23 protein-coding genes and 1 pseudogene are annotated in these 24,538 nt (G+C 53.6%); 18 read left to right on the forward strand and 6 right to left on the reverse strand.

Features of this window, described 5'->3' with window-relative positions:
* Positions 1-18 precede the first annotated feature (18 nt).
* Complete coding sequence (gene mlaA, locus HV314_RS08230) at positions 19-774, forward strand: phospholipid-binding lipoprotein MlaA (protein ID WP_003028190.1); 756 nt, start codon at positions 19-21, stop codon at positions 772-774.
* A 59-nt stretch (positions 775-833) separates the two neighbouring features.
* Here mlaA and fadL read toward each other — a convergent pair whose 3' ends face one another.
* Entirely contained in the window at positions 834-2,114 is a 1,281-nt protein-coding gene (gene fadL / locus HV314_RS08235) for a long-chain fatty acid transporter FadL (protein ID WP_094761655.1), read from the reverse strand.
* A gap of 371 nt (positions 2,115-2,485) precedes the next feature.
* Here fadL and HV314_RS08240 point away from each other — a divergent pair, with 371 nt between their 5' ends.
* The 4 genes from HV314_RS08240 (at position 2,486) to sixA (ending at position 7,098) form a co-directional block, all read left to right on the forward strand.
* Positions 2,486-2,770 carry a YfcZ/YiiS family protein gene (locus HV314_RS08240; protein ID WP_003834838.1) on the forward strand — a complete coding sequence of 95 codons (285 nt, stop codon included), beginning with the start codon at positions 2,486-2,488 and terminating at the stop codon, positions 2,768-2,770.
* 176 nt (positions 2,771-2,946) lie between these two features.
* Entirely contained in the window at positions 2,947-4,257 is a 1,311-nt protein-coding gene (gene fadI / locus HV314_RS08245) for an acetyl-CoA C-acyltransferase FadI (protein ID WP_181547825.1), read from the forward strand.
* A complete protein-coding gene (gene fadJ, locus HV314_RS08250; RefSeq protein WP_181547827.1) occupies positions 4,257-6,404 on the forward strand; it encodes a fatty acid oxidation complex subunit alpha FadJ in 2,148 nt (715 codons plus the stop codon). Before fadI ends, fadJ begins: the two co-directional genes overlap by 1 nt.
* A 208-nt stretch (positions 6,405-6,612) precedes the next feature.
* Complete coding sequence (gene sixA / locus HV314_RS08255) at positions 6,613-7,098, forward strand: phosphohistidine phosphatase SixA (protein ID WP_003028179.1); 486 nt, start codon at positions 6,613-6,615, stop codon at positions 7,096-7,098.
* Between the two features lie 80 nt (positions 7,099-7,178).
* Here the strand turns inward: sixA and smrB are convergent, their stop codons facing one another.
* Positions 7,179-7,730 carry an endonuclease SmrB gene (gene smrB / locus HV314_RS08260; protein WP_181547829.1) on the reverse strand — a complete coding sequence of 184 codons (552 nt, stop codon included), beginning with the start codon at positions 7,728-7,730 and terminating at the stop codon, positions 7,179-7,181.
* Between the two features lie 166 nt (positions 7,731-7,896).
* Between smrB and prmB the strand changes: the two genes are divergently transcribed.
* The 6 genes from prmB to HV314_RS08290 are packed head-to-tail and all read left to right on the forward strand — an operon-like array spanning position 7,897 to position 12,450.
* A complete protein-coding gene (gene prmB / locus HV314_RS08265; protein WP_016157058.1) occupies positions 7,897-8,829 on the forward strand; it encodes a 50S ribosomal protein L3 N(5)-glutamine methyltransferase in 933 nt (310 codons plus the stop codon).
* Between the two features lie 39 nt (positions 8,830-8,868).
* On the forward strand, positions 8,869-9,954 hold the full coding sequence (gene aroC / locus HV314_RS08270; RefSeq protein WP_003028170.1) for a chorismate synthase: 1,086 nt from the start codon (positions 8,869-8,871) through the stop codon (positions 9,952-9,954).
* 3 nt (positions 9,955-9,957) lie between these two features.
* Entirely contained in the window at positions 9,958-10,782 is an 825-nt protein-coding gene (gene mepA, locus HV314_RS08275; protein WP_181547831.1) for a penicillin-insensitive murein endopeptidase, read from the forward strand.
* Entirely contained in the window at positions 10,782-11,591 is an 810-nt protein-coding gene (locus HV314_RS08280) for a sulfite exporter TauE/SafE family protein (RefSeq protein WP_016153874.1), read from the forward strand. The genes mepA and HV314_RS08280 overlap by 1 nt, the downstream gene beginning before the upstream one ends.
* A complete protein-coding gene (locus tag HV314_RS08285) occupies positions 11,591-12,139 on the forward strand; it encodes an elongation factor P hydroxylase (RefSeq protein WP_047358771.1) in 549 nt (182 codons plus the stop codon). Before HV314_RS08280 ends, HV314_RS08285 begins: the two co-directional genes overlap by 1 nt.
* A gap of 32 nt (positions 12,140-12,171) precedes the next feature.
* Complete coding sequence (locus HV314_RS08290; protein WP_016157057.1) at positions 12,172-12,450, forward strand: YfcL family protein; 279 nt, start codon at positions 12,172-12,174, stop codon at positions 12,448-12,450.
* Between the two features lie 122 nt (positions 12,451-12,572).
* Here HV314_RS08290 and mnmC read toward each other — a convergent pair whose 3' ends face one another.
* On the reverse strand, positions 12,573-14,573 hold the full coding sequence (mnmC, locus tag HV314_RS08295; protein ID WP_181547833.1) for a bifunctional tRNA (5-methylaminomethyl-2-thiouridine)(34)-methyltransferase MnmD/FAD-dependent 5-carboxymethylaminomethyl-2-thiouridine(34) oxidoreductase MnmC: 2,001 nt from the start codon (positions 14,571-14,573) through the stop codon (positions 12,573-12,575).
* 159 nt (positions 14,574-14,732) lie between these two features.
* On the opposite strand from mnmC, the gene fabB reads away from it, so the two are divergent.
* Entirely contained in the window at positions 14,733-15,953 is a 1,221-nt protein-coding gene (gene fabB / locus HV314_RS08300; protein ID WP_016157055.1) for a beta-ketoacyl-ACP synthase I, read from the forward strand.
* Positions 15,954-16,006: 53 nt separating this feature from the next.
* Here the strand turns inward: fabB and HV314_RS08305 are convergent, their stop codons facing one another.
* Positions 16,007-16,531: a YbjP/YqhG family protein gene (locus HV314_RS08305; protein WP_181547835.1), complete on the reverse strand. Its 525-nt coding sequence runs from the start codon at positions 16,529-16,531 to the stop codon at positions 16,007-16,009.
* A 274-nt stretch (positions 16,532-16,805) separates the two neighbouring features.
* A pseudogene (locus HV314_RS08310) lies at positions 16,806-17,056 on the reverse strand (helix-turn-helix domain-containing protein).
* Positions 17,057-17,456: 400 nt separating this feature from the next.
* On the opposite strand from HV314_RS08310, the gene HV314_RS08315 reads away from it, so the two are divergent.
* Positions 17,457-18,635, forward strand: coding sequence for an MFS transporter (locus HV314_RS08315; protein WP_016153865.1), 1,179 nt, complete (start codon positions 17,457-17,459; stop codon positions 18,633-18,635).
* Here HV314_RS08315 and flk read toward each other — a convergent pair.
* On the reverse strand, positions 18,632-19,633 hold the full coding sequence (gene flk, locus HV314_RS08320; protein ID WP_016153864.1) for a flagella biosynthesis regulator Flk: 1,002 nt from the start codon (positions 19,631-19,633) through the stop codon (positions 18,632-18,634). The genes HV314_RS08315 and flk overlap by 4 nt on opposite strands.
* Before the next feature lie 108 nt (positions 19,634-19,741).
* Here flk and pdxB point away from each other — a divergent pair, with 108 nt between their 5' ends.
* From pdxB to accD, 5 genes are all read left to right on the forward strand, one after another.
* Positions 19,742-20,878, forward strand: a complete 1,137-nt coding sequence (gene pdxB / locus HV314_RS08325) for a 4-phosphoerythronate dehydrogenase PdxB (protein WP_046275568.1) — start codon at positions 19,742-19,744, stop codon at positions 20,876-20,878.
* A 67-nt stretch (positions 20,879-20,945) separates the two neighbouring features.
* A complete protein-coding gene (locus HV314_RS08330) occupies positions 20,946-21,959 on the forward strand; it encodes an aspartate-semialdehyde dehydrogenase (protein ID WP_046275569.1) in 1,014 nt (337 codons plus the stop codon).
* Positions 21,959-22,771 carry a tRNA pseudouridine(38-40) synthase TruA gene (gene truA / locus HV314_RS08335; RefSeq protein ID WP_047358767.1) on the forward strand — a complete coding sequence of 271 codons (813 nt, stop codon included), beginning with the start codon at positions 21,959-21,961 and terminating at the stop codon, positions 22,769-22,771. Before HV314_RS08330 ends, truA begins: the two co-directional genes overlap by 1 nt.
* A gap of 24 nt (positions 22,772-22,795) precedes the next feature.
* Positions 22,796-23,455, forward strand: a complete 660-nt coding sequence (locus HV314_RS08340; RefSeq protein ID WP_016153860.1) for a DedA family protein — start codon at positions 22,796-22,798, stop codon at positions 23,453-23,455.
* 149 nt (positions 23,456-23,604) lie between these two features.
* A complete protein-coding gene (gene accD, locus HV314_RS08345; RefSeq protein ID WP_016153859.1) occupies positions 23,605-24,519 on the forward strand; it encodes an acetyl-CoA carboxylase, carboxyltransferase subunit beta in 915 nt (304 codons plus the stop codon).
* The last annotated feature ends 19 nt before the right edge of the window (positions 24,520-24,538 follow it).

Here is a 24,538-nt window from a genome sequence, read left to right on the forward strand (position 1 = left end):
ATACACAGGGAGACACTTATGAAGCTTCGCCTGTCGGCGCTTGCGCTGGGAACCACACTTTTGGTGGGGTGTGCGAGCTCTGGTACTGAACAGCAGGGGCGTTCGGACCCATTTGAAGGGTTCAACCGCACCATGTACAACTTCAACTTTAATGTTTTAGATCCATACGTTGTTCGACCGGTGGCAGTTGCCTGGCGTGATTATGTCCCGCAGCCGGCGCGTAACGGTTTGAGCAATTTTACCGGCAACCTTGAAGAGCCGGCCGTTATGGTCAACTACTTCCTGCAAGGCGACCCCTATCAGGGGATGGTGCACTTCACCCGTTTCTTCCTGAACACCCTGTTAGGTATGGGCGGATTTATCGACGTGGCGGGTATGGCTAATCCGAAGTTACAGCGCGTTGAACCACACCGTTTTGGTAGTACGTTAGGCCACTATGATGTTGGTTACGGACCGTATATGCAGCTTCCATTCTACGGCAGCTTCACGCTGCGCGATGATGGCGGCGACATGGTGGATACGCTGTATCCGGTACTGTCCTGGCTGACCTGGCCGTTGTCGATAGGTAAATGGACGGTTGAAGGGATTGAAACCCGCGCGCAACTGCTTGATTCCGACGGTCTGCTGCGTCAGTCTTCCGACCCTTACATCATGGTGCGAGAAGCTTACTTCCAGCGTCATGACTTTATTGCGAACGGTGGGAAACTCAAACCAGAAGAAAACCCGAACGCGAAAGATATTCAGGACGATTTAAAAGAGATCGATTCCGAGTAAGGAAGGATGAAAATAAAAAGGTGAGCTAAAAAGCTCACCTTTTTTATATCTGAAGAAAATCAGAATGCGTAGTTGAAGTTGGTACCGAACAGCCAGGCTTTACCTTCAGAATCGAAAGTATACGGGCCTTCTTTGACGGTCACTTTCTGACCGTGCATATAAGAAACGCCTACGTCAATAGACGCGTCATCATTGAAGGCGTAAGTGGTACCCGCACTCAACCACAGACGGTCCTGGTCCGGAATGGAGATGGAACGCTTGCTCGCAGGAACCGGGCTATCGTCATAGGCGATACCGGTACGGAAGGTCCAGCTTTTATCCATGTAATAAGTCGTACCCAGCGCGATGCGGTAAGAATCTTTGAACCCTTCTTCTTTATAGAACAGCGTCTGCCCGTTGGTGCCGGTTGCTTTCAGCTCCTGGAACTGACTCCAGCTGGTGTAAGCCATGCTGTAGTGAATAGCCCACTGTGGTGCAACGCGGTTGTAACCCGACAGTTCCCACATTTCCGGTAGGTTAAGCGTCAGAGAACCTGGGACGGTGGCGTTGGTGGTTCCCCAAGGGAACTCCGTGCCTGCGCCAGGTAACGCGTTGGCCTGGGTGCGGATGCCGCTCTTGTAATCGCCATCGAAGTCGATTTTGACTTCAGACCGATACGTTAAACCGTAGCGGTTATTTTTATCCAGCTCGTACAAAATACCGGCGTTCCAGCCGTAACCCCATTCGTCACCTTTCAGGCTGGCAATTTTCTGGCTGACTTTTGGCAATGCAGCAGTTTGTTCACCGGAATAACGCTCAATTTTTGCATCGGCATAGACGGCATTAAAACCAACGCCAAAGCTCCAGCTATCATTCAGACGGTAGGCACCGCTCAGGTTCAGGTTGACCGTTTTAAGATCGGTCTTCCCGCCGTATTCGCCGACGATGTAGCTGTCGTTAAATTCGGTTGCCAGGCCATAGTTTGACGTGACAGAAGCCCCCCAACCAAACTGTTCATTGATCGGCATCACGAAGTGAGCATTGGGAACCCACGCCGTAGGCGCGATGTTGTCCGCATCGGTGCTGCGACCGGTGTATGGCGATTTACCGGAAATATTCACGTCTGGATCGATATACACCGCACCCGCTGAAAAAGTAGGGCGGTCAAACATCATAATCAGCGCCGGGTTACGACTGGCGTTACCTGCATCATCTGCAATAGCGCCTTCACCCGAATATGCCCGGCCAAGGCCAGAGGAAGAAAATTCGTTTAACTGAAAGCCTGCAGACCAGGCCTGTGTGGAGATAATTGCCACTGCGACTGCGAGAGCAGACTTTGTAAACAGGGTTTTCTGGCTCATGACCATAACCTCATTGATTTATTTTTATACAAACAATGTTACATACCGTAACAGGAGCGCGAAGTGTAGGGTCTGAGGTACAACTTAGAAATCAGACCAGTGCCGAGAGTATAGGTCTGACCAGCTGAAATGTTGCAAGTATGTTTATAAATATTTTCAATTCTGATCTCGGAAACGCGATCCAGCTGGCAAAATTGCGGGTATGCACACTCACCTGTTTGGGTGATTTTTGTTTTAGATCATTTTTAAGTGTGATTTCGGTCACTTATCCCATTTCATACAATTAACGACTGGAGAGGCGAATAATGGGAGCGTAAAATATCCCCATCGTTTATCTGGCACCACAGGTGCGAATACAGAGGAAATCTACAATGAGTAAATGCAGTGCTGATGAAACCCCGGTTTGCTGCTGTATGGATGTTGGCACCATCATGGACAACTCCGATTGCACCGCGTCATACAGCCGTGTGTTCGCGAATCGTGCAGAGGCAGAAGAAACGCTGGCCGCTCTGACTGAGAAGGCGCGTGGCGTGGAATCTGAGCCTTGCCAAATCACCTCGACCTTTACTGAAGAGTCTGAAGGTGTGCGTCTGGATATCGACTTTGTTTTTGCCTGTGAAGCTGAAACGCTGATCTTCCAACTGGGTCTGCGTTAATCCCTTCTTTAAAAGCCCTTGTTACCCTGTAGCAAGGGCTTTTTCGTCACTGTCAGTGATTATTCACTGTGTCTTAGCTCCCACTTTCTTTTCTCCCTGCTTGGCTAAATGTAAAAAATTGGTTAAGACTGTGATCAGGTCAGACCACTTATTTTTATTTTTTACAGGGGAGTGTTATGAGTCAGGCTTTACCGCTGGTTACCCGCCAGGGCGATCGCATCGCCATCGTAAGCGGATTGCGTACGCCATTTGCCCGCCAGGCAACCGCGTTTCATGGCATTCCCGCCGTAGATTTGGGGAAAATGGTCGTTGGCGAGCTGCTGGCGCGCAGCGAAATTTCTGCTGATGTGATTGAGCAACTGGTCTTTGGCCAGGTGGTGCAAATGCCCGAAGCCCCAAATATTGCTCGTGAAATCGTGCTGGGAACCGGGATGAATGTGCACACCGATGCCTACAGCGTAAGCCGAGCCTGCGCCACCAGCTTCCAGGCGGTGGCGAATGTCGCGGAAAGCCTGATGGCGGGGACTATCCGCGCAGGAATTGCCGGCGGTGCGGACTCCTCGTCAGTTCTGCCTATTGGCGTTAGCAAAAAGTTGGCGCGGGTGCTGGTGGATGTCAATAAGGCCCGGACCACCGGTCAGCGTCTTAAACTTTTCTCCCGACTGCGCTTACGTGACCTGATGCCCGTACCGCCAGCCGTCGCCGAGTACTCCACCGGTTTACGCATGGGGGATACGGCCGAGCAAATGGCCAAAACTTATGGGATTACGCGAGAGCAACAGGATGCCCTGGCGCACCGTTCTCATCAGCGCGCCGCTCAGGCGTGGTCTGAAGGCAAACTGGCAGATGAGGTGATGACCACCTACGCGCCACCTTTCAAAGATCCTTTTTCAGAAGATAACAATATTCGCGGTAACTCTACGCTGGCCGATTACGCCAAACTGCGTCCGGCCTTTGACCGAAAGCACGGCACCGTTACCGCGGCGAACAGTACCCCGCTAACGGACGGCGCAGCCGCCGTAATTATGATGACGGAATCGCGTGCGAAAGAGTTGGGGCTGGTGCCGCTGGGATACCTGCGTAGTTTTGCCTTTACCGCCATCGATGTCTGGCAGGACATGCTGTTGGGGCCGGCGTGGTCAACGCCGCTTGCCCTGGAGAGAGCGGGTCTGACCATGGTTGATTTAACCCTGATCGATATGCATGAAGCATTTGCCGCACAAACGCTGGCGAATCTTCAACTGCTGGGTAGCGAACGTTTTGCCCGCGAAGTGCTGGGCAGGGCGCATGCCACGGGCGAGGTCGATGACAGTAAATTTAATGTGCTGGGCGGATCGATTGCCTATGGACACCCCTTCGCCGCCACCGGTGCTCGCATGATCACCCAAACCCTCCATGAGTTACGACGCCGTGGCGGTGGTTTTGGTTTAGTGACAGCCTGTGCTGCAGGTGGTCTGGGTGCGGCAATGGTTCTGGAGGCGGAATAATGGAAATGGCATCGGCTTTTACGCTAAACGTACGTCTGGATAACGTCGCTGTTGTCAACATTGATGTGCCCGGAGAGAAAATGAATACCCTGAAGGCGGAATTTGCCTCTCAGGTTCGGGTCATTCTGAAACAAATTCGCGATAACAAAGCATTACGCGGCGTGGTGTTCATTTCGGCGAAACCCGATAACTTCATTGCCGGGGCGGATATCAACATGATTGGTCGCTGTCGCAGCGCGCAGGAAGCTGAAACGCTGGCACGCCAGGGGCAGCAGATTATGGCGGAAATTAATGCCTTGCCGATCCCCGTTATCGCCGCAATTCATGGCGCCTGTCTCGGCGGTGGCCTGGAGATGGCGCTGGCGTGCCACAATCGTATTTGTACCGATGATGCTAAAACCGTACTGGGTTTACCGGAAGTGCAGCTTGGTCTGCTGCCCGGCTCTGGCGGTACCCAGCGGTTGCCCCGTCTGATTGGCGTCAGTACCGCGCTGGATATGATCCTCACCGGAAAACAACTACGCGCAAAACAGGCGCAGAAAGTGGGTTTAGTGGATGAAGTTGTACCGCATACCATTTTGCTGGAAGCGGCCGTAGAACTGGCCAAAAAGGACAGTCCCGCACACCGAACTCTGCCGGTGCGAGAGCGTGTGCTAGCGGGGCCGCTGGGGCGGGCGCTGTTATTCCGCATGGCCAGTAAAAAGACGGCGCAAAAAACGCAGGGCAACTACCCTGCAACAGAACGTATCCTTGAGGTCATCGAAACCGGCCTGGCGCAAGGCAGCAGCAGCGGTTACGACGCCGAAGCCCGCGCGTTTGGCGAACTGGCGATGACATCTCAGTCTCAGGGGCTGCGGCACATCTTTTTTGCCAACACCGATGTGAAAAAGGATCCCGGAAGTGATGTGAAGCCCGGCCCGCTAAACAGTGTAGGCATTTTGGGCGGCGGTCTGATGGGGGGCGGTATTGCCTATGTGACGGCCTGTAAAGGCGGCTTGCCAGTGCGTATCAAAGATATAAATGCCAAGGGAATCAACCACGCGCTGAAGTACAGCTGGGATCAGCTTGAAACGAAGGTTCGCCGCCGTCATATCAAAGCCAGCGAGCGTGATAAACAGCTGGCGCTGATTTCGGGATCAACCGATTACCGTGGCTTCGCTCATCGCGACCTGGTTATTGAAGCCGTATTTGAAGATCTGGCGTTAAAACAACAGATGGTGGCAGAAGTTGAGCAAAATTGCGCATCTCATACCATTTTTGCCTCTAACACCTCATCTTTGCCGATTGGCGATATTGCGGCGAACGCTGCCAGACCTCAACAAGTAATTGGTTTGCACTTCTTTAGCCCGGTGGAAAAAATGCCGCTGGTCGAGGTTATCCCGCATGCCACGACCTCTGAGCAGACAATTGCCACAACCGTTAAACTGGCGAAAAAGCAGGGCAAAACGCCGATAGTGGTCAGAGATAAGGCCGGATTTTATGTTAACCGCATTTTAGCGCCATACATTAACGAAGCTATTCGTATGCTGACCGAAGGCGAGCGGGTTGAAGCCATTGACGCCGCGCTGGTTAAGTTTGGTTTTCCGGTCGGGCCAATCCAACTTTTGGATGAGGTCGGAATTGATACGGGCACTAAAATTATACCAGTGCTTGAGGCTGCATATGGAGAACGTTTTAGCGCGCCTGCAAATGTTGTTGCTTCAATTTTGAATGACGATCGCAAAGGTAGAAAAAATGGTCGGGGTTTCTATCTTTATGGAGCGAAAGGGCGTAAAAGCAAAAAACAGGTCGACCCTGCAATTTATACGCTTATTGGCGTCCAGGGGCAGGGCCGACTCACCGCCGCGCAGATAGCCGAGCGGTGCGTCATGTTAATGCTCAATGAAGCAGCACGCTGTTTCGATGAGAAGATTATCCGCAGCGCGCGTGATGGCGATATCGGCGCTGTATTTGGTATTGGTTTTCCGCCCTTCCTCGGCGGCCCGTTCCGGTATATGGATTCGCTCGGCGCGGGTGAAGTGGTTGCTGCTCTGCAACGACTGACCACGCAATACGGCTCGCGGTTTACGCCGTGTGAGCAGTTATTGCAGATGGCGGAACGCGGTGAAAGATTCTGGAGTAATGGGGAAACTGACCTGAATTCATGAGGTCAAAGGTAGGATGAATCCGCACTGAATGTATGGGTCGCGCTCAAAATGTAAACAGAGATTGACTATACTTACGCCGTTGAGGTAAAAAACAGCGTTTCATTCGGTGAATGGATAAGGCACAATGCCGGCCACCACATCGTTACCACGGTCAATAGGGGCTGTGGATAAAGGTGTCGGTGATTCTGGTTAACAAAAGCGGTGCAATATGCAAGTTTTTATCATGCGTCACGGCGACGCAGCCCTCGATGCCGCCAGTGATTCGGTTCGTCCCTTAACCTCCTGTGGTTGTGACGAATCTCGCCTGATGGCGAACTGGCTGAAAGGTCAAAAAGTGGATATCGAACGTGTTCTGGTGAGCCCGTTCCTACGAGCCGAACAAACGCTGGATGTGGTGGGGGAGTGTATGAACCTGCCAACCGGTGTGGATGTTTTGCCGGAGCTGACTCCCTGCGGCGATGTCGGTCTGGTCAGCGCCTATTTACAGGCTCTGGCCAATGAAGGTATCGCCACGGCGCTGGTCATCTCTCACTTACCTTTAGTGGGGTATCTGGTGTCTGAACTTTGCCCAGGCGAAACACCGCCGATGTTTACCACATCAGCGATTGCCAGCGTAACGCTTGATGAGAGCGGGAAGGGTACTTTTAACTGGCAGATGAGCCCGTGTAACCTAAAAATGGCAAAAGCGATTTAAAAAGCCTGGAATCGGATAAGGCACAGCCGTCATCCGGAAAATCAAAGAGCCGCAAATGCGGCTCTTTCTGTTTTTCTGCATCAGGGAAGTTCGGGCGGTTGACACTCTTCCACTTCAATCAGCAGCAGCAGCGCGGCGTCGCCACCGTACTCTTTTGGCGCTTGATGAAAGGCCATCACGTGCGGATGCTGCGCCAGCCAGAGCGGCGTTTGCTGCTTAAGAATATGTTTTCCGTGGCCATGCATCACGCAGGCGCAAAACACATGCTCGCGACGACAGGCGGCAATCAGCGCGCCTAACTCCTGTTTGGCCTGCTGCTGGGTCAGCCCGTGCAGATCGAGAAACAGCTCCGGGGAGTAATCGCCACGGCGCATTTTCTTCAGTTCGAAATGGCTGACGTCGGCACGCAGATATCTTACCGGGCCGTCCGTATTCAGCAGCTGCTGAAACTCGTCCGAGAAATAGTGACTGGCATCAGCTTGTTCCTGCAGCAGCCTTTTAACCGGAACCTCGGTAATTTTTTTACGTAGCGGTCGGTGAACAATGGTGTCCTGTTTAATTTTACGCGTGCCGGTCATCAGCTGGCGAAACAGCGTCTGATCCTCCTCGCTGAGCGATGTTTTCTTTTTCATTCGAGAGTCTCATCTTTTATTTTTCGTTAGTTTAACCCGACTCGGCGGGCATCCGATCGCTTAAAACGCAATTTTCGCGCTCAGGCCCTGCGTGAATGCTGATTTATCGCCGTCTTCGTGGCAAACTAGCCGCCGAAATTAATACGAGCATGCCCTGGAGGAATACGTGGATAAAATTTTCGTCGATGAAGCAGTGAGTGAACTGCATACCATTCAGGACATGTTGCGTTGGGCGGTCAGCCGTTTTAGCGCGGCGAACATCTGGTATGGCCATGGCACGGATAACCCATGGGACGAGGCCGTACAGCTGGTGCTGCCGTCACTTTATCTGCCGCTGGATATTCCAGAAGATATGCGTACCGCGCGTCTGACTTCCAGTGAGCGCCATCGCATTGTTGAACGCGTGATTCGCCGCGTCAACGAGCGCATTCCGGTCGCTTATTTGACCAACAAAGCCTGGTTCTGCGGGCATGAGTTTTATGTTGATGAACGCGTGCTGGTACCACGTTCGCCGATTGGCGAGCTTATTAATAACCGCTTTGCGGGCCTTATTAATGAGCAGCCGCAGCATATCCTGGATATGTGTACCGGCAGCGGCTGTATTGCCATTGCCTGCGCCTATGCTTTCCCGGAGGCCGAAGTGGATGCGGTGGATATTTCCACCGACGCGCTGGCGGTGACCGAACACAATATTGAAGAGCACGGCCTGATCCATCATGTTACGCCGATCCGTTCCGATCTGTTCCGCGATCTGCTGAAAGTCCAGTATGACCTGATTGTGACCAATCCGCCGTATGTCGATGCGGAAGATATGTCCGATCTGCCAAACGAATATCGTCATGAACCTGAGCTGGGTCTGGCGTCCGGCAGCGATGGACTGAAACTTACCCGCCGCATTCTGGGTAACGCTCCGGACTACCTGTCAGATAACGGTATTCTGATTTGTGAAGTCGGAAACAGCATGGTACATCTGATAGAGCAATACCCGGATGTACCGTTCACCTGGCTGGAGTTCGACAACGGCGGTGAAGGTGTATTCATGCTGACCAAAGAGCAGTTAGTTGCTGCTCGCGAGCACTTCAGCATTTATAAAGACTAAATACACGCGCACATACACAACACTCATAACGGAGCCGTGATGGCAGGAAACACAATTGGGCAACTCTTTCGCGTAACCACTTTCGGTGAATCACACGGGCTGGCGCTCGGTTGTATTGTCGATGGTGTTCCGCCGGGCATTTCTCTGACAGAAGCTGACCTGCAGCACGATCTCGACAGACGCCGTCCTGGCACATCGCGCTACACTACGCAGCGTCGTGAGCCGGATCAGGTGAAAATCCTCTCCGGTGTGTTCGAGGGCGTTACCACCGGCACCAGCATTGGCCTGTTGATCGAAAATACCGATCAGCGTTCACAGGATTACGGCGCGATTAAGGACGTTTTTCGTCCAGGACACGCCGACTATACCTATGAGCAGAAATATGGCCTGCGTGACTACCGTGGCGGCGGACGCTCATCCGCACGTGAAACGGCGATGCGCGTTGCGGCCGGAGCGATTGCCAAAAAATATCTGGCGGAAAAATTCGGCGTTGAAATTCGCGGCTGTCTGACGCAGATGGGTGATATTCCGCTGGAGATCAAAGACTGGTCCCAGGTGGAGCTTAACCCGTTCTTTTGTCCAGACCCGGATAAACTCGAAGCGCTGGACGAACTTATGCGTGGGCTGAAGAAAGAGGGCGACTCCATCGGGGCGAAGGTGACCGTTGTTGCAAGCGGCGTACCAGCGGGTCTCGGCGAACCTGTATTTGACCGCCTGGATGCTGATATCGCTCACGCGCTGATGAGCATTAACGCCGTTAAAGGCGTTGAGATTGGCGACGGTTTTGACGTTGTTGCACTGCGCGGCAGCCAGAACCGTGATGAAATCACCAAAGAAGGTTTCCAGAGTAATCATGCGGGCGGCATTCTTGGTGGGATCAGCAGTGGGCAACAAATCATTGCTCATATGGCGCTGAAACCGACCTCGAGTATTACCGTTCCAGGGCGCACTATTAATCGCTTTGGTGAAGAAGTCGAAATGATCACCAAAGGTCGTCACGATCCGTGTGTTGGGATCCGCGCCGTGCCAATCGCCGAAGCGATGCTGGCGATCGTGTTGATGGATCACCTGCTGCGTCAGCGGGCGCAAAATGCGGACGTGAAGACCGATATTCCACGCTGGTAAGAGATGAAAAAAACGGCACTTGCGGCGCTGGCTCTGTTTGCCAGCACCGCCTGTCTGGCGGCGACGCCCTGGCAGAAAATTACCCATCCGGTTGCAGGCAGCGCGCAGTCTATCGGCGCGTTCTCCAATGGCTGTATTGTTGGCGCAGATACGCTGCCTGTACGGTCAGAACACTATCAGGTGATGCGCACCGATCAGCGCCGTTACTTTGGCCATCCGGATCTGGTGATGTTTATCCAGCGTCTGAGTAATCAGGCCAACAATCTGGGGCTGGGTACGGTGTTAATCGGCGATATGGGCATGCCGGCCGGTGGGCGATTCAATGGCGGTCACGCCAGCCACCAGACGGGACTGGATGTAGATATTTTCCTGCAACTGCCGAAAACCCGCTGGACCCAGTCGCAACTGCTGCGGCCGCAGGCGTTAGATCTGGTCTCACAGGATGGCAAACGTGTCGTGCCGTCACTCTGGAAGCCGGAGATTTTCAGCCTGATCAGGCTGGCGGCAAAAGATAATGAAGTCACGCGTATTTTCGTGAATCCGGCGATTAAGCAGCAACTTTGTCTGGATGCAGGGACCGACCGGGACTGGTTGCGTAAAGTGCGGCCATGGTTCCAGCATCGTGCGCATATGCACGTACGGTTACGTTGTCCTGCCGACAGTCTTGAGTGCGAAGATCAACCGTTACCACCACCGGGTGACGGCTGCGGCGCGGAGCTGCAAAGCTGGTTCGAACCTCCGAAACCTGGAACCACCAAGCCTGAGAAGAAGACACCGCCGCCGTTGCCGCCTTCCTGCCAGGCGCTACTGGACGAGCATGTACTCTAATGGATCATTTTGCCTCTCTGTTTATGGTGTCGCCACTGCTGTTAGGTGTGCTTTTTTTCGTGGCGATGCTGGCAGGTTTTATTGATTCTCTGGCCGGAGGCGGTGGTTTACTCACTATTCCGGCATTGATGGCGGCCGGGATGCCACCCGCGCAAGCGCTGGCCACCAATAAGCTACAAGCCTGTGGAGGATCTATCTCTTCCTCCCTCTATTTTATTCGCCGGGGCGTGGTTAATCTGGCGGATCAGAAGCTCAATATCTTCATGACTTTTATCGGCTCAATGAGCGGCGCGCTGTTGGTTCAGCACGTGCAGTCAGATATTCTGCGCCAGATCCTGCCGGTTCTGGTTATCTGTATTGGCCTTTACTTTCTGTTGATGCCGAAAGTGGGGGAGGAGGACCGACAGCGTCGGTTGCATGGGTTGCCTTTCGCGCTGGTGGCCGGGGGCTGCGTCGGCTTTTACGATGGCTTTTTTGGTCCGGCTGCGGGGTCGTTCTACGCGCTGGCCTTTGTCATGCTGTGCGGCTACAACCTGGCGAAATCGACGGCCCACGCCAAAGTATTAAATGCCACATCGAATATCGGCGGGCTGTTGCTGTTTGCCCTCGGCGGCAAAGTGATTTGGGCGACCGGATTTGTGATGCTCATTGGCCAGTTTATTGGCGCACGGATGGGCTCACGGCTGGTGCTCAGTAAAGGACAAAAACTCATTCGGCCAATGATCGTCATTGTCTCCGCCGTGATGAGCGCCAAGCTACTTTATGATAATCATGGACAGGAGATTCTCCACTGGCTGGGGATGAACTAATGAATAATACCCATCACTACGAACAGTTAATTGAGATTTTTAACGGCTGCTTTGCCGATGAATTTAATACCCGTCTGATTAAAGGCGATGACGAACCGATCTATCTTCCTGCGGATGCGGAATTACCGTATCACCGTATCGTTTTTGCGCATGGCTATTACGCCAGCGCGTTACACGAAATTTCACACTGGTGCATCGCCGGTAAGGCGCGGCGTGAACTGGTCGACTTCGGTTACTGGTACTGTCCGGACGGACGCGACGCGAAGACGCAATGCCAGTTTGAAGATGTGGAAGTGAAGCCGCAGGCGTTTGACTGGCTGTTTTGCATGGCGGCGGGCTACCCGTTTAACGTCAGTTGCGACAACCTTGAAGGGGACTTTGAACCGGATCGCGTGGTATTCCAGCGCCGTGTCCATGCTCAGGTGATGGAGTACCTGGAAAAGGGGATCCCTGAACGTCCGGCGCGCTTCATTAACGCGTTACAGAATTATTATCACACGCCTGAACTTAAGGCGGAACTATTCCCGTGGCCCGAAGCGCTCAACTGAAGTCGCTGCCACGTTTACAATGAGGAAAGAAGATGATCGCGGAGTTTGAATCACGCATTCTGGCATTAATCGACGATATGGTAGAGCACGCCAGCGATGATGAGTTGTTTGCCAGTGGCTATTTGCGTGGACACCTGACGCTGGCCGTGGCCGAACTGGACGCTGGCGAGGACCATTCCGCTGAGGCATTGTACGCCAATGTGACCAGCAGCCTGGAAAAAGCCATCAGCGCAGGCGAACTATCGCCGCGTGACCAGGCGTTAGTGAAAGAAATGTGGGACACTCTGTTCCAGAAGGCTACTGCACAATAATTGCGGTAAATTGTGCCGGATGGCGACGCTCTGGTGTCTTATCCGGCCAACCTTGTTGGGGGGGGTTGTAGGCCTGATAAGCGTAGCGTCATCAGGCCATGACGAGAGGGCATCCCATCCTTTTATTTCACCGCTTTACCCTTCAATAACTTCCTGACCCACAGACGATTTGGATTTAGCGCCGCCAGCGTGCTGGCATCCATGGGAATCGGTTCATTGCTCATTTGCGAAGCCAGAATTTCTGCACACAGCGGGGCAGTACACAGCCCGCGCGATCCCAGCGCGCCCAGCATAAATAAATCGGAATAAACTGGCGCGCTTACGGCGTGCTCTTTGTCTGCAGCAAGTGTGGTGTACTGGCTGAGCGTGGCGTCATAGTCCGCGACGTTGCCGACCATTGGCATGTGATCGCGCGTGGCGCAGCGCACCCCGCAGCGGGCGGCATTGTCACTAACGTCTACCTCTTTTGCCCACACAGCGTTCGGGAAGCAGTCGATTAAGCGTTGACGGTTTTGTTGCTGATCGTCCTCGCGATACGCTGTCTCTTCACTCCCACGATGATAGCTGGCGCCAATGCAGTGCTGCTGATTTTGCGGGTTGTGCGGCGTGAGGTAGCCGTCATAGCACAGCACCTGACGTAACGCTGAAAGTGCAGGTGTGGTGGGAATATGACTCACCTGACCGCCCACGGAGTACACCGGTAGCGGCTGCGTTTGCTCAAAGCCGCTAATGCGATGACCGTTAGCCAGAACGACTGCTGCGTGAGAGGCGGTTTCTCCACTGGAAAACTGCAATTGCCAGCTTGCTGTCTGGCGAGTCAGTGAGGCCAGCGTATGTTGGTAGCGGGTGCGTAATCCCAGGGTTGTTGCATACTCCAGTACCGCGGCGGTTAACTGCGCCGGGTACAGCCATCCTCCGGCCGGATACTGAATCCCGCCGCATCCGGTTTCCACCCCTGTCGTTTGTAAAACCTGCTGTGCGTCAACCCCGACGGCGAGCGCAGTGGGCAGTTCAAGGGACAGCATCTGGGTGATTTTTTGCTGGCTTTTCTCATCCCACGCGAGTTGCGTCACGCCGCACCAGTCATGCGCGAACTCAACGGGGAGGGCGTCATACAGTCGTCGGGCGAAGGTAAACGCAGTGGGGAAAAAGAGATTAATGGCTGCGTCATGTTTGCTAAGTAGGGGGTAGAGCGCCCCCTGGCGATTACCGGATGCGCCCCCGGCAGGTTTATCGTCGGCGCAATACAGCGTGACCTGCCAGCCGCGGCGCAATAACGCCAGTGACAGCAATGCGCTGGCAATTCCTCCACCAATAATGGCGGCTTCGCGCTTATCTGTTCCCGTACGCGCAAACCATGGCGCCGAGGACGTGAGCGCCTGAGTCTGTTCCATCACGCCACAGAGCATTTCGCGTTTGCGCCCAAAGCCTTTGCATTTTTGCATTGTAAATCCGGCTTCCTGCAACCCCCGACGTACAAAGCCTGCCGATGTAAAGGTTGCCAGCGTCCCGCCGGGACGAGCCAGTCGAGCCATCGCGTTAAACAGCGTTGGCGTCCACATATCCGGGTTTTTTGCCGGTGCGAAACCGTCCAGGAACCAGGCGTCCACCTTTTGATTCAGAGAGTCATCCAGCGTACTGGTCAGTTCGTTAATATCGCCAAACCACAGATCCAGCGTGACGCGCCCATCATCAAGCAGCAGGCGATGACATCCCGTCAGCGGCAGCGGCCATTGTTCTTGCAGTGCCGTGGCCCACGGGGCAAGTTCTGGCCAGTGCTGGTGGGCTAAGGTGAGATCTTCACGCGTCAGCGGATATTTTTCAAAGCTGATGAAATGTAATCTTTCCAGGGTAGCTTCAGGGTGGGTATCGCGAAAATCGGCAAATGCCTGCCAGAGCGTGAGGAAGTTAAGTCCGGTGCCAAACCCGCTTTCTGCCACCACGAAGAGGGGACGTGAATGCGCAGGGAATCGTTGGGCGAGATGGTTACCGCCGAGAAAGACGTAACGTGTCTCTTCCAGCCCGTTATCATTAGAAAAATAGACATCGTCAAAATCTCGGGAAACAGGTGTACCCTCAGCGTTGAATTCAAGGTTGGCAGGTTGTATAGCGTATTGTTTCACGTAAGTTACTCGTCTGACAGGCTGTGCCCCGATCTTAGCGATGAGTGCCTGGCTGCGCAAATTTCCACATAAAATGGCTGATCGGACTTGTTCGGCGTACAAGTGTACGCTATTGTGCCACTCGAAACTTTAAAATAGTGCGACTTACAGAGGTATTGAATGAAACGTGCAGTGATTACTGGCTTGGGCATCGTTTCCAGCATCGGTAATAACCAGCAGGAAGTCCTGGCATCTCTGCGTGAAGGACGTTCAGGGATCACTTTCTCTCAGGAGCTGAAGGACTCCGGCATGCGTAGCCACGTTTGGGGCAACGTAAAACTGGATACCACTGGCCTCATTGACCGCAAAGTAGTGCGCTTCATGAGCGACGCATCCATCTATGCATTCCTATCAATGGAGCAGGCAGTGGCTGATGCCGGCCTTGCTGCAGAAGATTACCAGAACAACCCGCGCGTTGGCCTGATTGCAGGTTCCGGCGGCGGCTCCCCACGTTTTCAGGTGTTTGGCGCTGACGCAATGCGTAGCCCACGTGGTCTGAAAGCGGTTGGCCCGTATGTGGTCACCAAAGCGATGGCGTCCGGCGTTTCTGCCTGCCTCGCAACGCCGTTCAAAATCCACGGCGTAAACTACTCCATCAGCTCTGCCTGTGCGACATCTGCGCACTGCATCGGCAACGCGGTAGAACAAATTCAGTTGGGCAAACAGGATATCGTTTTTGCTGGCGGCGGCGAAGAGCTGTGCTGGGAAATGGCGTGTGAATTCGATGCAATGGGCGCGCTGTCTACCAAATACAACGACGATCCATCAAAAGCTTCCCGTACCTATGACGCAAACCGCGACGGTTTCGTTATTGCTGGCGGCGGCGGTATGGTCGTGGTTGAAGAACTGGAGCACGCTCTGGCACGTGGCGCGCACATCTATGCGGAAATCGTCGGTTACGGCGCAACGTCCGATGGCGCAGACATGGTTGCTCCGTCTGGCGAAGGCGCAGTACGTTGCATGCAGATGGCGATGCACGGTGTAGACACGCCGATCGACTACCTGAACTCTCACGGTACCTCGACTCCGGTAGGCGACGTGAAAGAACTGGGCGCAATCCGCGAAGTGTTTGGCAATAACAGCCCGGCAATCTCCGCAACCAAAGCGATGACCGGTCACTCACTGGGCGCGGCTGGCGTGCAGGAAGCTATCTACTCTCTGCTGATGCTGGAACATGGCTTTATCGCGCCAAGCATCAACATTGAAGAGCTGGATGAGCAGGCGGCAGGTCTGAACATCGTGACCAAACCGACCGAGCAGGCGCTGACCACCGTGATGTCCAACAGCTTCGGCTTTGGCGGCACCAACGCTACGCTGGTTATGCGTAAGCTGAAGGCGTAAGTCTCAGCTTGAATACGAAAAAAGGGAGCCAACAGGCTCCCTTTTTACCGTGTTTACTTCGGCATTTTTTCGTATTCCGGCGCGATCTCAGCAGACCATGCTCTGGCTCGCGTAATCTCTCCGGCATTGTAAATGGGCTGCTCGTAATGACGACCCGCGTCCCGGACACGATAAATTTTCCACCGTCCTTCCTCCCAACGGGTATAAACCTCCAGTCGAATAGGGGCTGACTCAGTGCCTAACTGCAGGTTCAGTTTTTCACCGCCGAGGAATGGCTGCGCCTGTCCAACCCGCAATAGCGGGATCCATGCCGGTGCGTAATCCTGCACATACATAAAGTAGTCCGCTTGCACGATCTCCTGCTCATAGAGCGTATCAATTAGCGCCAGACGCCCGATAACCTCTTTGGCGACATAGCGTTGCAGTAATGCTGATGTTTCGCGGGGCGTATCCGGATCCTGAGTGTAGTTCTTCATCCACGAAAGATAGAACTGTTTCACATCCTGCGTGCTGTCACGGTGAGAAGGGGTACAGCCACAAATCAGCAGGATGAGAGCAATCAGTGGAAAGGTTTTCATTACTTCTTCCTGTAAATGGTGTATGACGGCTTTGCGGGTATATTCCGCACCGCGCCCTTGTGGATATGAACTCGCGTGCGATTTGGCGTAATTGATCGCCACCTTTTTATCCCAATCATAACGACTCCTGTTAATAACATACGTAATAGCAATTACGTGATGCTTTAACAGTATTTACGCAATTGGAAATGGCAAATAGTGCTATTAATATTCTCAATATATTAAGCTGGGATATTTATTGATTTATATGCTCGATAAATTACGAGTGATCTATTTAATATTCAGTATTACTTGTTTTATCCTCTGGCTGCTGGCGTGGATAGCATGCTGGCCAAATCACGTCTGGCGAGGTTTCGAGCGCCTGCGCAATGAACTGTTCCGCTCTGGGCCAGCTTCGGGTAAATACATTGCGCAGTGAATCGGGTGATAATCCAGCCGCACGAGAAAGATCTCCGAGCGTGATTCCTTTTTTTCCAGTGCACTTTTAATATCTGCACGATGCCAGTCTTGGCTTTTGTGTTCCATTCTGTAATCCTAAGGAAATGTGTTATCGGCGCCGATATTTTTCAGGGTATAAACCAGAGAAACAAAAGAATGTAACTTTCTTTTTTGTCACTGGAATATTGCCAGAATAAAACTGAAATTTCGCGCAAAAGAAAAAATATTTTTTATTCCACAGGCAGAAAGGAAAGAAACTAATGGCAAAAGGTTGGTCACGGTAAAGACGAAAAGTCGTCTTTACCGTGACCAACCTGGTGAGATTTCAGGGTTGACAAATTTAGTGGCTCACAGGCAGACTTCGCACTCAACATTATCTATCTGATAATGCGTAAGCGTTTAACGTTATCCAACGCACCTTAATCCTGAAAGTCAGGTAGAGGGGGCGTGGACATTCCTCGCCTTACTCTGCATTTTGGAGTAACGCATGACAGCTGTAACCCAACAAGAAAAAACACCTTCGGCGAACTTTTCGCTGTTTCGTATCGCTTTTGCAGTTTTCCTGACCTATATGACGGTCGGCCTACCTTTGCCCGTTATTCCTCTGTTTGTGCATCAGGAGCTGGGCTATGGCAACACCATGGTTGGTATCGCCGTAGGCGTACAGTTTCTGGCAACGGTATTAACGCGCGGCTACGCCGGGCGCTTAGCCGATCAATATGGCGCCAAACGTTCGGCGCTACAGGGGATGTTTGCCTGTGGGTTGGCGGGCGCGGCGTGGCTGTTAGCCGCGCTATTGCCTGTCTCTGTCCCTGTAAAATTTGCATTGTTAATCGTCGGGCGTTTGATCCTCGGTTTTGGCGAAAGCCAACTGCTCACCGGAACGCTGACCTGGGGGCTTGGGCTGGTCGGTCCAACACGCTCGGGTAAGGTGATGTCGTGGAACGGGATGGCGATTTACGGTGCGCTCGCCGCCGGTGCACCGCTGGGCTTGCTGATCCATAGCCACTTTGGCTTTGCGGCGCTGGCGGGAACGACAATGGTATTACCGCTGCTGGCATGGGCATTCAACGGCACCGTTCGCAAAGTGCCTGCTCATGCAGGAGAACGCCCTTCGTTATGGAGCGTGGTAGGGCTTATCTGGAAACCGGGCCTGGGCCTGGCGCTGCAGGGCGTTGGCTTTGCGGTGATCGGTACGTTTATTTCACTCTATTTTGTCAGCAACGGCTGGACGATGGCGGGGTTCACCCTGACCGCGTTTGGCGGGGCGTTTGTGTTGATGCGCATTCTGTTTGGCTGGATGCCGGATCGGTTCGGAGGCGTGAAGGTAGCCGTTGTCTCCTTACTGGTTGAAACCGCGGGGCTGATTCTGCTGTGGCAGGCCCCATCAGCATGGATTGCGCTGCTCGGGGCGGCATTAACCGGGGCAGGGTGTTCGCTTATCTTCCCGGCATTGGGCGTAGAGGTTGTGAAGCGAGTGCCCGCGCAGGTTCGCGGTACGGCGCTGGGCGGTTACGCCGCGTTTCAGGATATCTCCTACGGCATAAGCGGCCCGGTCGCCGGGGTGCTGGCCACCGCGTACGGTTATCCCTCGGTATTCCTTGCCGGAGCGATATCCGCCGTGGTGGGGATTGTTGTGACGCTGCTTACGCTGCGCAAAGGTTAAGCGACCAGCCAGAAAATGGCTAATGCGATCATTAACGCGACAAACAGCAGTCCCGGTCGTGCCGACAGAGATTTAACCGTTTCAATCATCGGCGCGAACGGGCTGTAAATAGGTTGAAGATGGCGCGGATCGTTTAGCTCGCGTTCCCGTTCTACGCGGCGCAGGAAGATTTGATTCAGCAAGTCCTGCACCTGCACCGTGGTCAGAATCGTTTGTGGTTGGATCTGATACGTCTGCTGCGCGTACTCTTTTATTGCCGTCAGCTCATTCGGCTCTAATGGCAGCTTCAGGGCCGCCTGGAGCGTTTGTAGCGTCGGGGCGCTTTGCAGGCTGAGCGTCTGGCGCGCCTGCAGCCAGGTGACCAGATGAGTAAACTGTTTGGCGGGGATCAGCTCACCGCTTTTTACGCCAGACAGCTCTAACATTGACTGCCAGATCATCTTACCTGACTCTCCCGTGGCCGCCGCCAGTTTGGTAACCAACTGGTTCAGCGTATTGTGCTCTGCGGGTAACAACGGACGATCGGTGGCCGGGCGCTGTTGCGGTTGCGGTATAGAAAGCTGCCCTTGTTGCAGCAGCGTGAGCACGTTCTTCAACTGCTCAGGCGTGAGCTGGCTGAGCGCCGTTTGCCCATACTGCTGACGGATAAAATCACTTACCGCCTGGCGGTTATTTCCCTGACTCAGTAATTCAGTGAGCTGTGAGAGAACCTGACGATTAGCATGATTTTGCTGAGCAACACCCAGCCGCTGATTCAGGTTTTGCTCCGCGGCAGGAAAGTGACGTGATTGCAGCGGCGTATCACTTTTGACGCCCAGATCGTGCTTCATTCCGGCCCACACCTCGGCGCTTTGCTGTTGGGTGAGTGAAATCAGACGGGTAATCAGTCGTTCCAGCACGGTACGTTGTTGTGTGGATAACGGTTGTTCACCCGCAGCAGAAGGGGCATTTTGGCCTTCGCCGGGAGGGCGTGCGGGTGTACCTGAAATGGGCTGCATCATCTCTGTTCCTTAAATCTGTGCTGACCAGGTCTCGCAGTATGCCTGGCGGCGAGATTATGGCACACTTGCCCGGTTAACTCTCGTTCTCAAACAGGTGCGAAAGACGTGAAAATCCTCGTTGATGAAAATATGCCCTATGCCCGCGAACTGTTCAGTCGTTTGGGGGAGGTCAAAGCGGTTCCCGGTCGCCCGATTCCCGTTGCCGAACTGGATGATGCGGATGCCTTAATGGTGCGCTCGGTGACGAAAGTAAATGAATCACTGCTTAGCGGAAAACCGGTTCAATTTGTCGGCACGGCAACCGCAGGCACGGACCATGTGGATGAAGCCTGGCTTGCGCAGTCGAAGATCGGCTTTTCCGCAGCGCCCGGCTGTAACGCGATTGCGGTCGTAGAATATGTTTTTTCAGCGTTGCTGATGCTGGCGGAGCGCGACGGGTTTGCGTTACGCGATCGTACTGTAGGCATCGTAGGCGTGGGCAATGTGGGCGGACGTTTGCAGGCACGTCTGGAAGCACTGGGGATCCGCACGCTGCTGTGCGATCCGCCGCGAGCCGATCGCGGTGACGAGGGAGATTTCCGCTCGCTGGACGAACTGGTAGAGCAAGCCGATGTGTTGACTTTCCATACGCCGTTGTTTAAAGACGGACCGTACAAAACGCTGCACCTGGCAGATGATGCGCTGATTAGCCGGCTGAAGCCGGGCACCATTGTGATCAACGCCTGCCGCGGGCCGGTCATCGACAATACGGCATTGCTGAACCGATTGAATGCCGGGCAGTCGCTGAGCGTCGTGCTGGATGTCTGGGAAGGGGAGCCGGATCTCAATGTGGCATTGCTGGAGAAAGCCGATATCGGCACGGCGCACATTGCCGGGTATACCCTGGAAGGAAAAGCGCGCGGCACCACGCAGGTCTTTGAGGCTTTTAGCAAGTTTATTGGTCGCGAACAACACGTTGCGCTCAATACCCTGTTACCTGCGCCGGAATTTGGTCGTATCACACTGCATGGCCCGTTAGATCAGCCAACGCTGAAAAGGCTGGTGCATTTAGTGTATGATGTGCGCCGCGATGATGCGCCGCTGCGTAAAGTCGCTGGAATTCCGGGTGAGTTTGATAAGCTGCGTAAAAATTATCTTGAGCGCCGTGAATGGTCGTCTTTATACGTGATGTGTGACGACGCAACGGCTGCTACCTTGCTGTGTAAGCTGGGTTTTAACGCTGTTCATCACCCGGCACATTAATGTCTTCTTAATGCTCCCTGTCGAATAATGCGACAGGGACGCTTACGTATTTCTGGAGTAAATCACCATGTCTGAAGGCTGGAATATTGCCATTCTGGGCGCAACGGGCGCCGTAGGCGAAGCCCTGCTCGATACGCTGGCTGAACGCCAGTTCCCGGTCGGTGAAATTTATGCGCTGGCGCGTAATGAAAGCGCAGGTGAGCATCTGCGTTTTAACGGTAAATCGGTCCTTGTTCAGGACGTTGTAGACTTTGACTGGACGCAGGCGCAACTGGCATTTTTTGTTGCGGGCGCTGAAGCCACCGCCGCATGGGTGGAAGAAGCGACCAATGCCGGTTGCCTGGTTATCGATAGTAGTGGCCTGTTCGCGCTTGAGCCGGACGTTCCGCTGGTGGTTCCGGATGTTAACCCGTTCGTACTGGAGGATTACCGCAACCGCAATGTGATTGCGGTCCCTTCCAGCCTGACCAGCCAACTGCTGTCTGCGCTGAAGCCGCTAATTGATGACGGCGGGCTGTCACGTATTACGGTGACCAATATTATTTCCGCTTCCGCCCACGGTAAAAAAGCCGTAGATGCGCTTGCCGGACAGAGCGCGAAACTACTGAACGGCATCCCGATTGACGATGACGATTTCTTTGGTCGTCAGCTGGCGTTCAACATGCTGCCGCTGCTGCCGGATCGCGAAGGTAGCGTGCGCGAAGAGCGTCGTATCGTCGATGAAGTGCGCAAAATTATGCAGGACGACGGGCTACTTATCTCCGCCAGCATCGTGCAGTCGCCGGTATTTTATGGCCACGCACAGATGGTGAATTTTGAAGCCCTGCGTCCGTTGGCGGCGGAAGAAGCACGCGATGCGTTTTCACGCGGTGAGGACGTAGTGCTGTCAGAAGAGACCTATATCCCGACGCAGGTTGGCGATGCGTCAGGTACTCCGCACCTTTCAGTTGGCTGTGTGCATAACGATTACGGGATGCCGGAACAGGTTCAGTTCTGGTCTGTGGCAGACAACGTACGCTTTGGCGGCGCGTTGATGGCAGTAAAAATTGCGGAAAAACTGGTGCAGGAGTACCTGTACTAATGTCTGACCTGCAACAGCCGTCAACCCATAAAATTGCGCTGGGCATAGAGTATGACGGCAGCAAATATTATGGCTGGCAGCGCCAGAACGAAGTGCGTAGCGTTCAGGAAAAACTGGAAAAAGCGCTCTCTCAGGTGGCGAATGAACGCATCACTGTCTTTTGTGCGGGACGCACGGATGCGGGCGTTCATGGCACAGGGCAGGTCGTGCACTTTGAAACGACTGCCCAGCGTAAAGATGCAGCCTGGACACTGGGGGTAAATGCGAATTTACCTGGTGACATTGCTGTGCGCTGGGTGAAAGCTGTACCCGATGATTTCCATGCCCGATTTAGCGCTACGGCTCGCCGTTATCGCTACATCATCTACAATCATCGGTTGCGCCCTGCGGTTTTAGGTAAAGGGGTAACCCATTACTATGAACCGCTGGACGCTGATCGTATGCATCGTGCGGCCCAGTGTTTGATTGGCGAAAATGATTTTACCTCGTTTCGGGCGGTGCAGTGTCAGTCGCGCACACCGTGGCGTAACGTGATGCACATTAACGTTGAACGTTTTGGTGCATATGTGGTGGTGGATATTAAAGCGAATGCCTTTGTACATCATATGGTCAGGAATATTGTCGGCAGCCTGATGGAAGTAGGCGCCAACAACCAGCCGGAGAGCTGGATAGCAGAACTGCTAGCGGCGAAGGACAGAACGCTGGCAGCGGCAACGGCGAAAGCGGAAGGACTGTATCTGGTTGCAGTAGATTACCCGGAACGGTTCGACCTGCCAAAGCCGCCTATGGGCCCGCTATTTCTGGCGGACTAATTTGAGTCGTATAAAGGCAAAACTATGGACCTGATTTACTTTCTTATCGATTTTATCCTGCACATTGATGTGCATCTGGCGGAGCTGGTTGCGGAATACGGTATCTGGGTATACGCGATTCTGTTTCTGATCCTGTTCTGCGAAACCGGGCTGGTGGTGACGCCGTTCCTGCCGGGAGACTCGCTGCTGTTTGTCGCTGGCGCGCTTTCTGCGCTGCCGACTAACGATCTCAATGTTCATCTGATGGTGATGTTGATGATTGTGGCGGCGATTATCGGCGATGCGGTGAACTACACGATTGGCCGTTTGTTCGGTGAAAAACTCTTCAGTAACCCGAACTCTAAAATTTTCCGTCGCAGTTACCTGGATAAAACCCATGCGTTCTACGAGCGTCATGGCGGCAAAACGATTATCCTCGCGCGTTTCGTACCTATTGTGCGTACATTTGCACCGTTTGTTGCCGGTATGGGGCACATGTCCTACCGTCATTTTGCGATGTATAACGTCGCAGGCGCGCTGCTGTGGGTATTGCTGTTCACCTATGCAGGCTATCTGTTCGGCGATCTACCGATCGTTCAGGAAAACCTGAAATTACTGATTGTGGCGATCATCGTCCTTTCCGTATTGCCGGGCATAATTGAAGTGATTCGCCATAAACGCGCTGCGTCACGGGCTGCAAAATAGAAAGTAACTCAGCGGTTCGACCACTTTTTTATCCAAAGTTTCGGGCTGTTATGTTTTAATGTGCAACATTCATGGTCTGTTAGGGGCAAAAATGGCATTATGCGCCCCTTATAACAAAGCTGACTAGGGTTCAGGCAGAAAGGTCACCAATGAGCTGGATTGAACGAATTAAAAGCAACATTACTCCCACCCGCAAGGCAAGCATTCCTGAAGGGGTGTGGACCAAGTGTGATAGCTGCGGTCAGGTTTTATACCGTGCTGAGCTGGAACGTAATCTTGAGGTCTGTCCGAAGTGTGACCATCATATGCGCATGTCGGCGCGCAATCGCCTGCATAGCCTGTTAGATGAAGGTTCTCTTGTGGAACTGGGTAGCGAGCTTGAGCCGAAAGATGTGCTGAAGTTTCGTGACTCCAAAAAGTACAAAGACAGACTGGCTTCTGCGCAGAAAGAAACTGGCGAGAAAGATGCGCTGGTGGTAATGAAAGGCACGCTGCACGGTATGCCGGTCGTTGCTGCTGCATTCGAGTTCGCGTTTATGGGCGGCTCCATGGGCTCTGTGGTCGGCGCGCGTTTTGTCCGTGCCGTTGAGCAGGCGCTGGAAGATAACTGCCCGCTGATCTGCTTCTCCGCTTCTGGCGGGGCGCGTATGCAGGAAGCGCTGATGTCTCTGATGCAGATGGCGAAAACATCTGCTGCGCTGGCGAAAATGCAGGAACGCGGTTTACCGTATATTTCTGTACTGACCGACCCAACAATGGGCGGTGTTTCTGCTAGCTTCGCGATGCTGGGCGATCTCAACATTGCAGAACCGAAAGCACTGATCGGCTTTGCTGGTCCGCGTGTTATCGAGCAAACCGTACGTGAGAAACTGCCGCCGGGATTCCAGCGTAGCGAGTTCCTGATTGAAAAAGGCGCTATCGATATGATCGTCCGCCGTCCTGAAATGCGCCTGAAACTGGCAAGCATTCTGGCGAAGCTGATGAATCTTCCTACGCCGAATCCGGATGAGCCGCGTGAAGGCGAGGTGGTACCTCCGGTTCCCGATCAGGAATCAGAGGCCTGATAGTTTACTCTATGGGTTT

It is taken from the genome of Citrobacter sp. RHBSTW-00887, from assembly GCF_013728095.1.
GTDB lineage: Bacteria > Pseudomonadota > Gammaproteobacteria > Enterobacterales > Enterobacteriaceae > Citrobacter > Citrobacter braakii.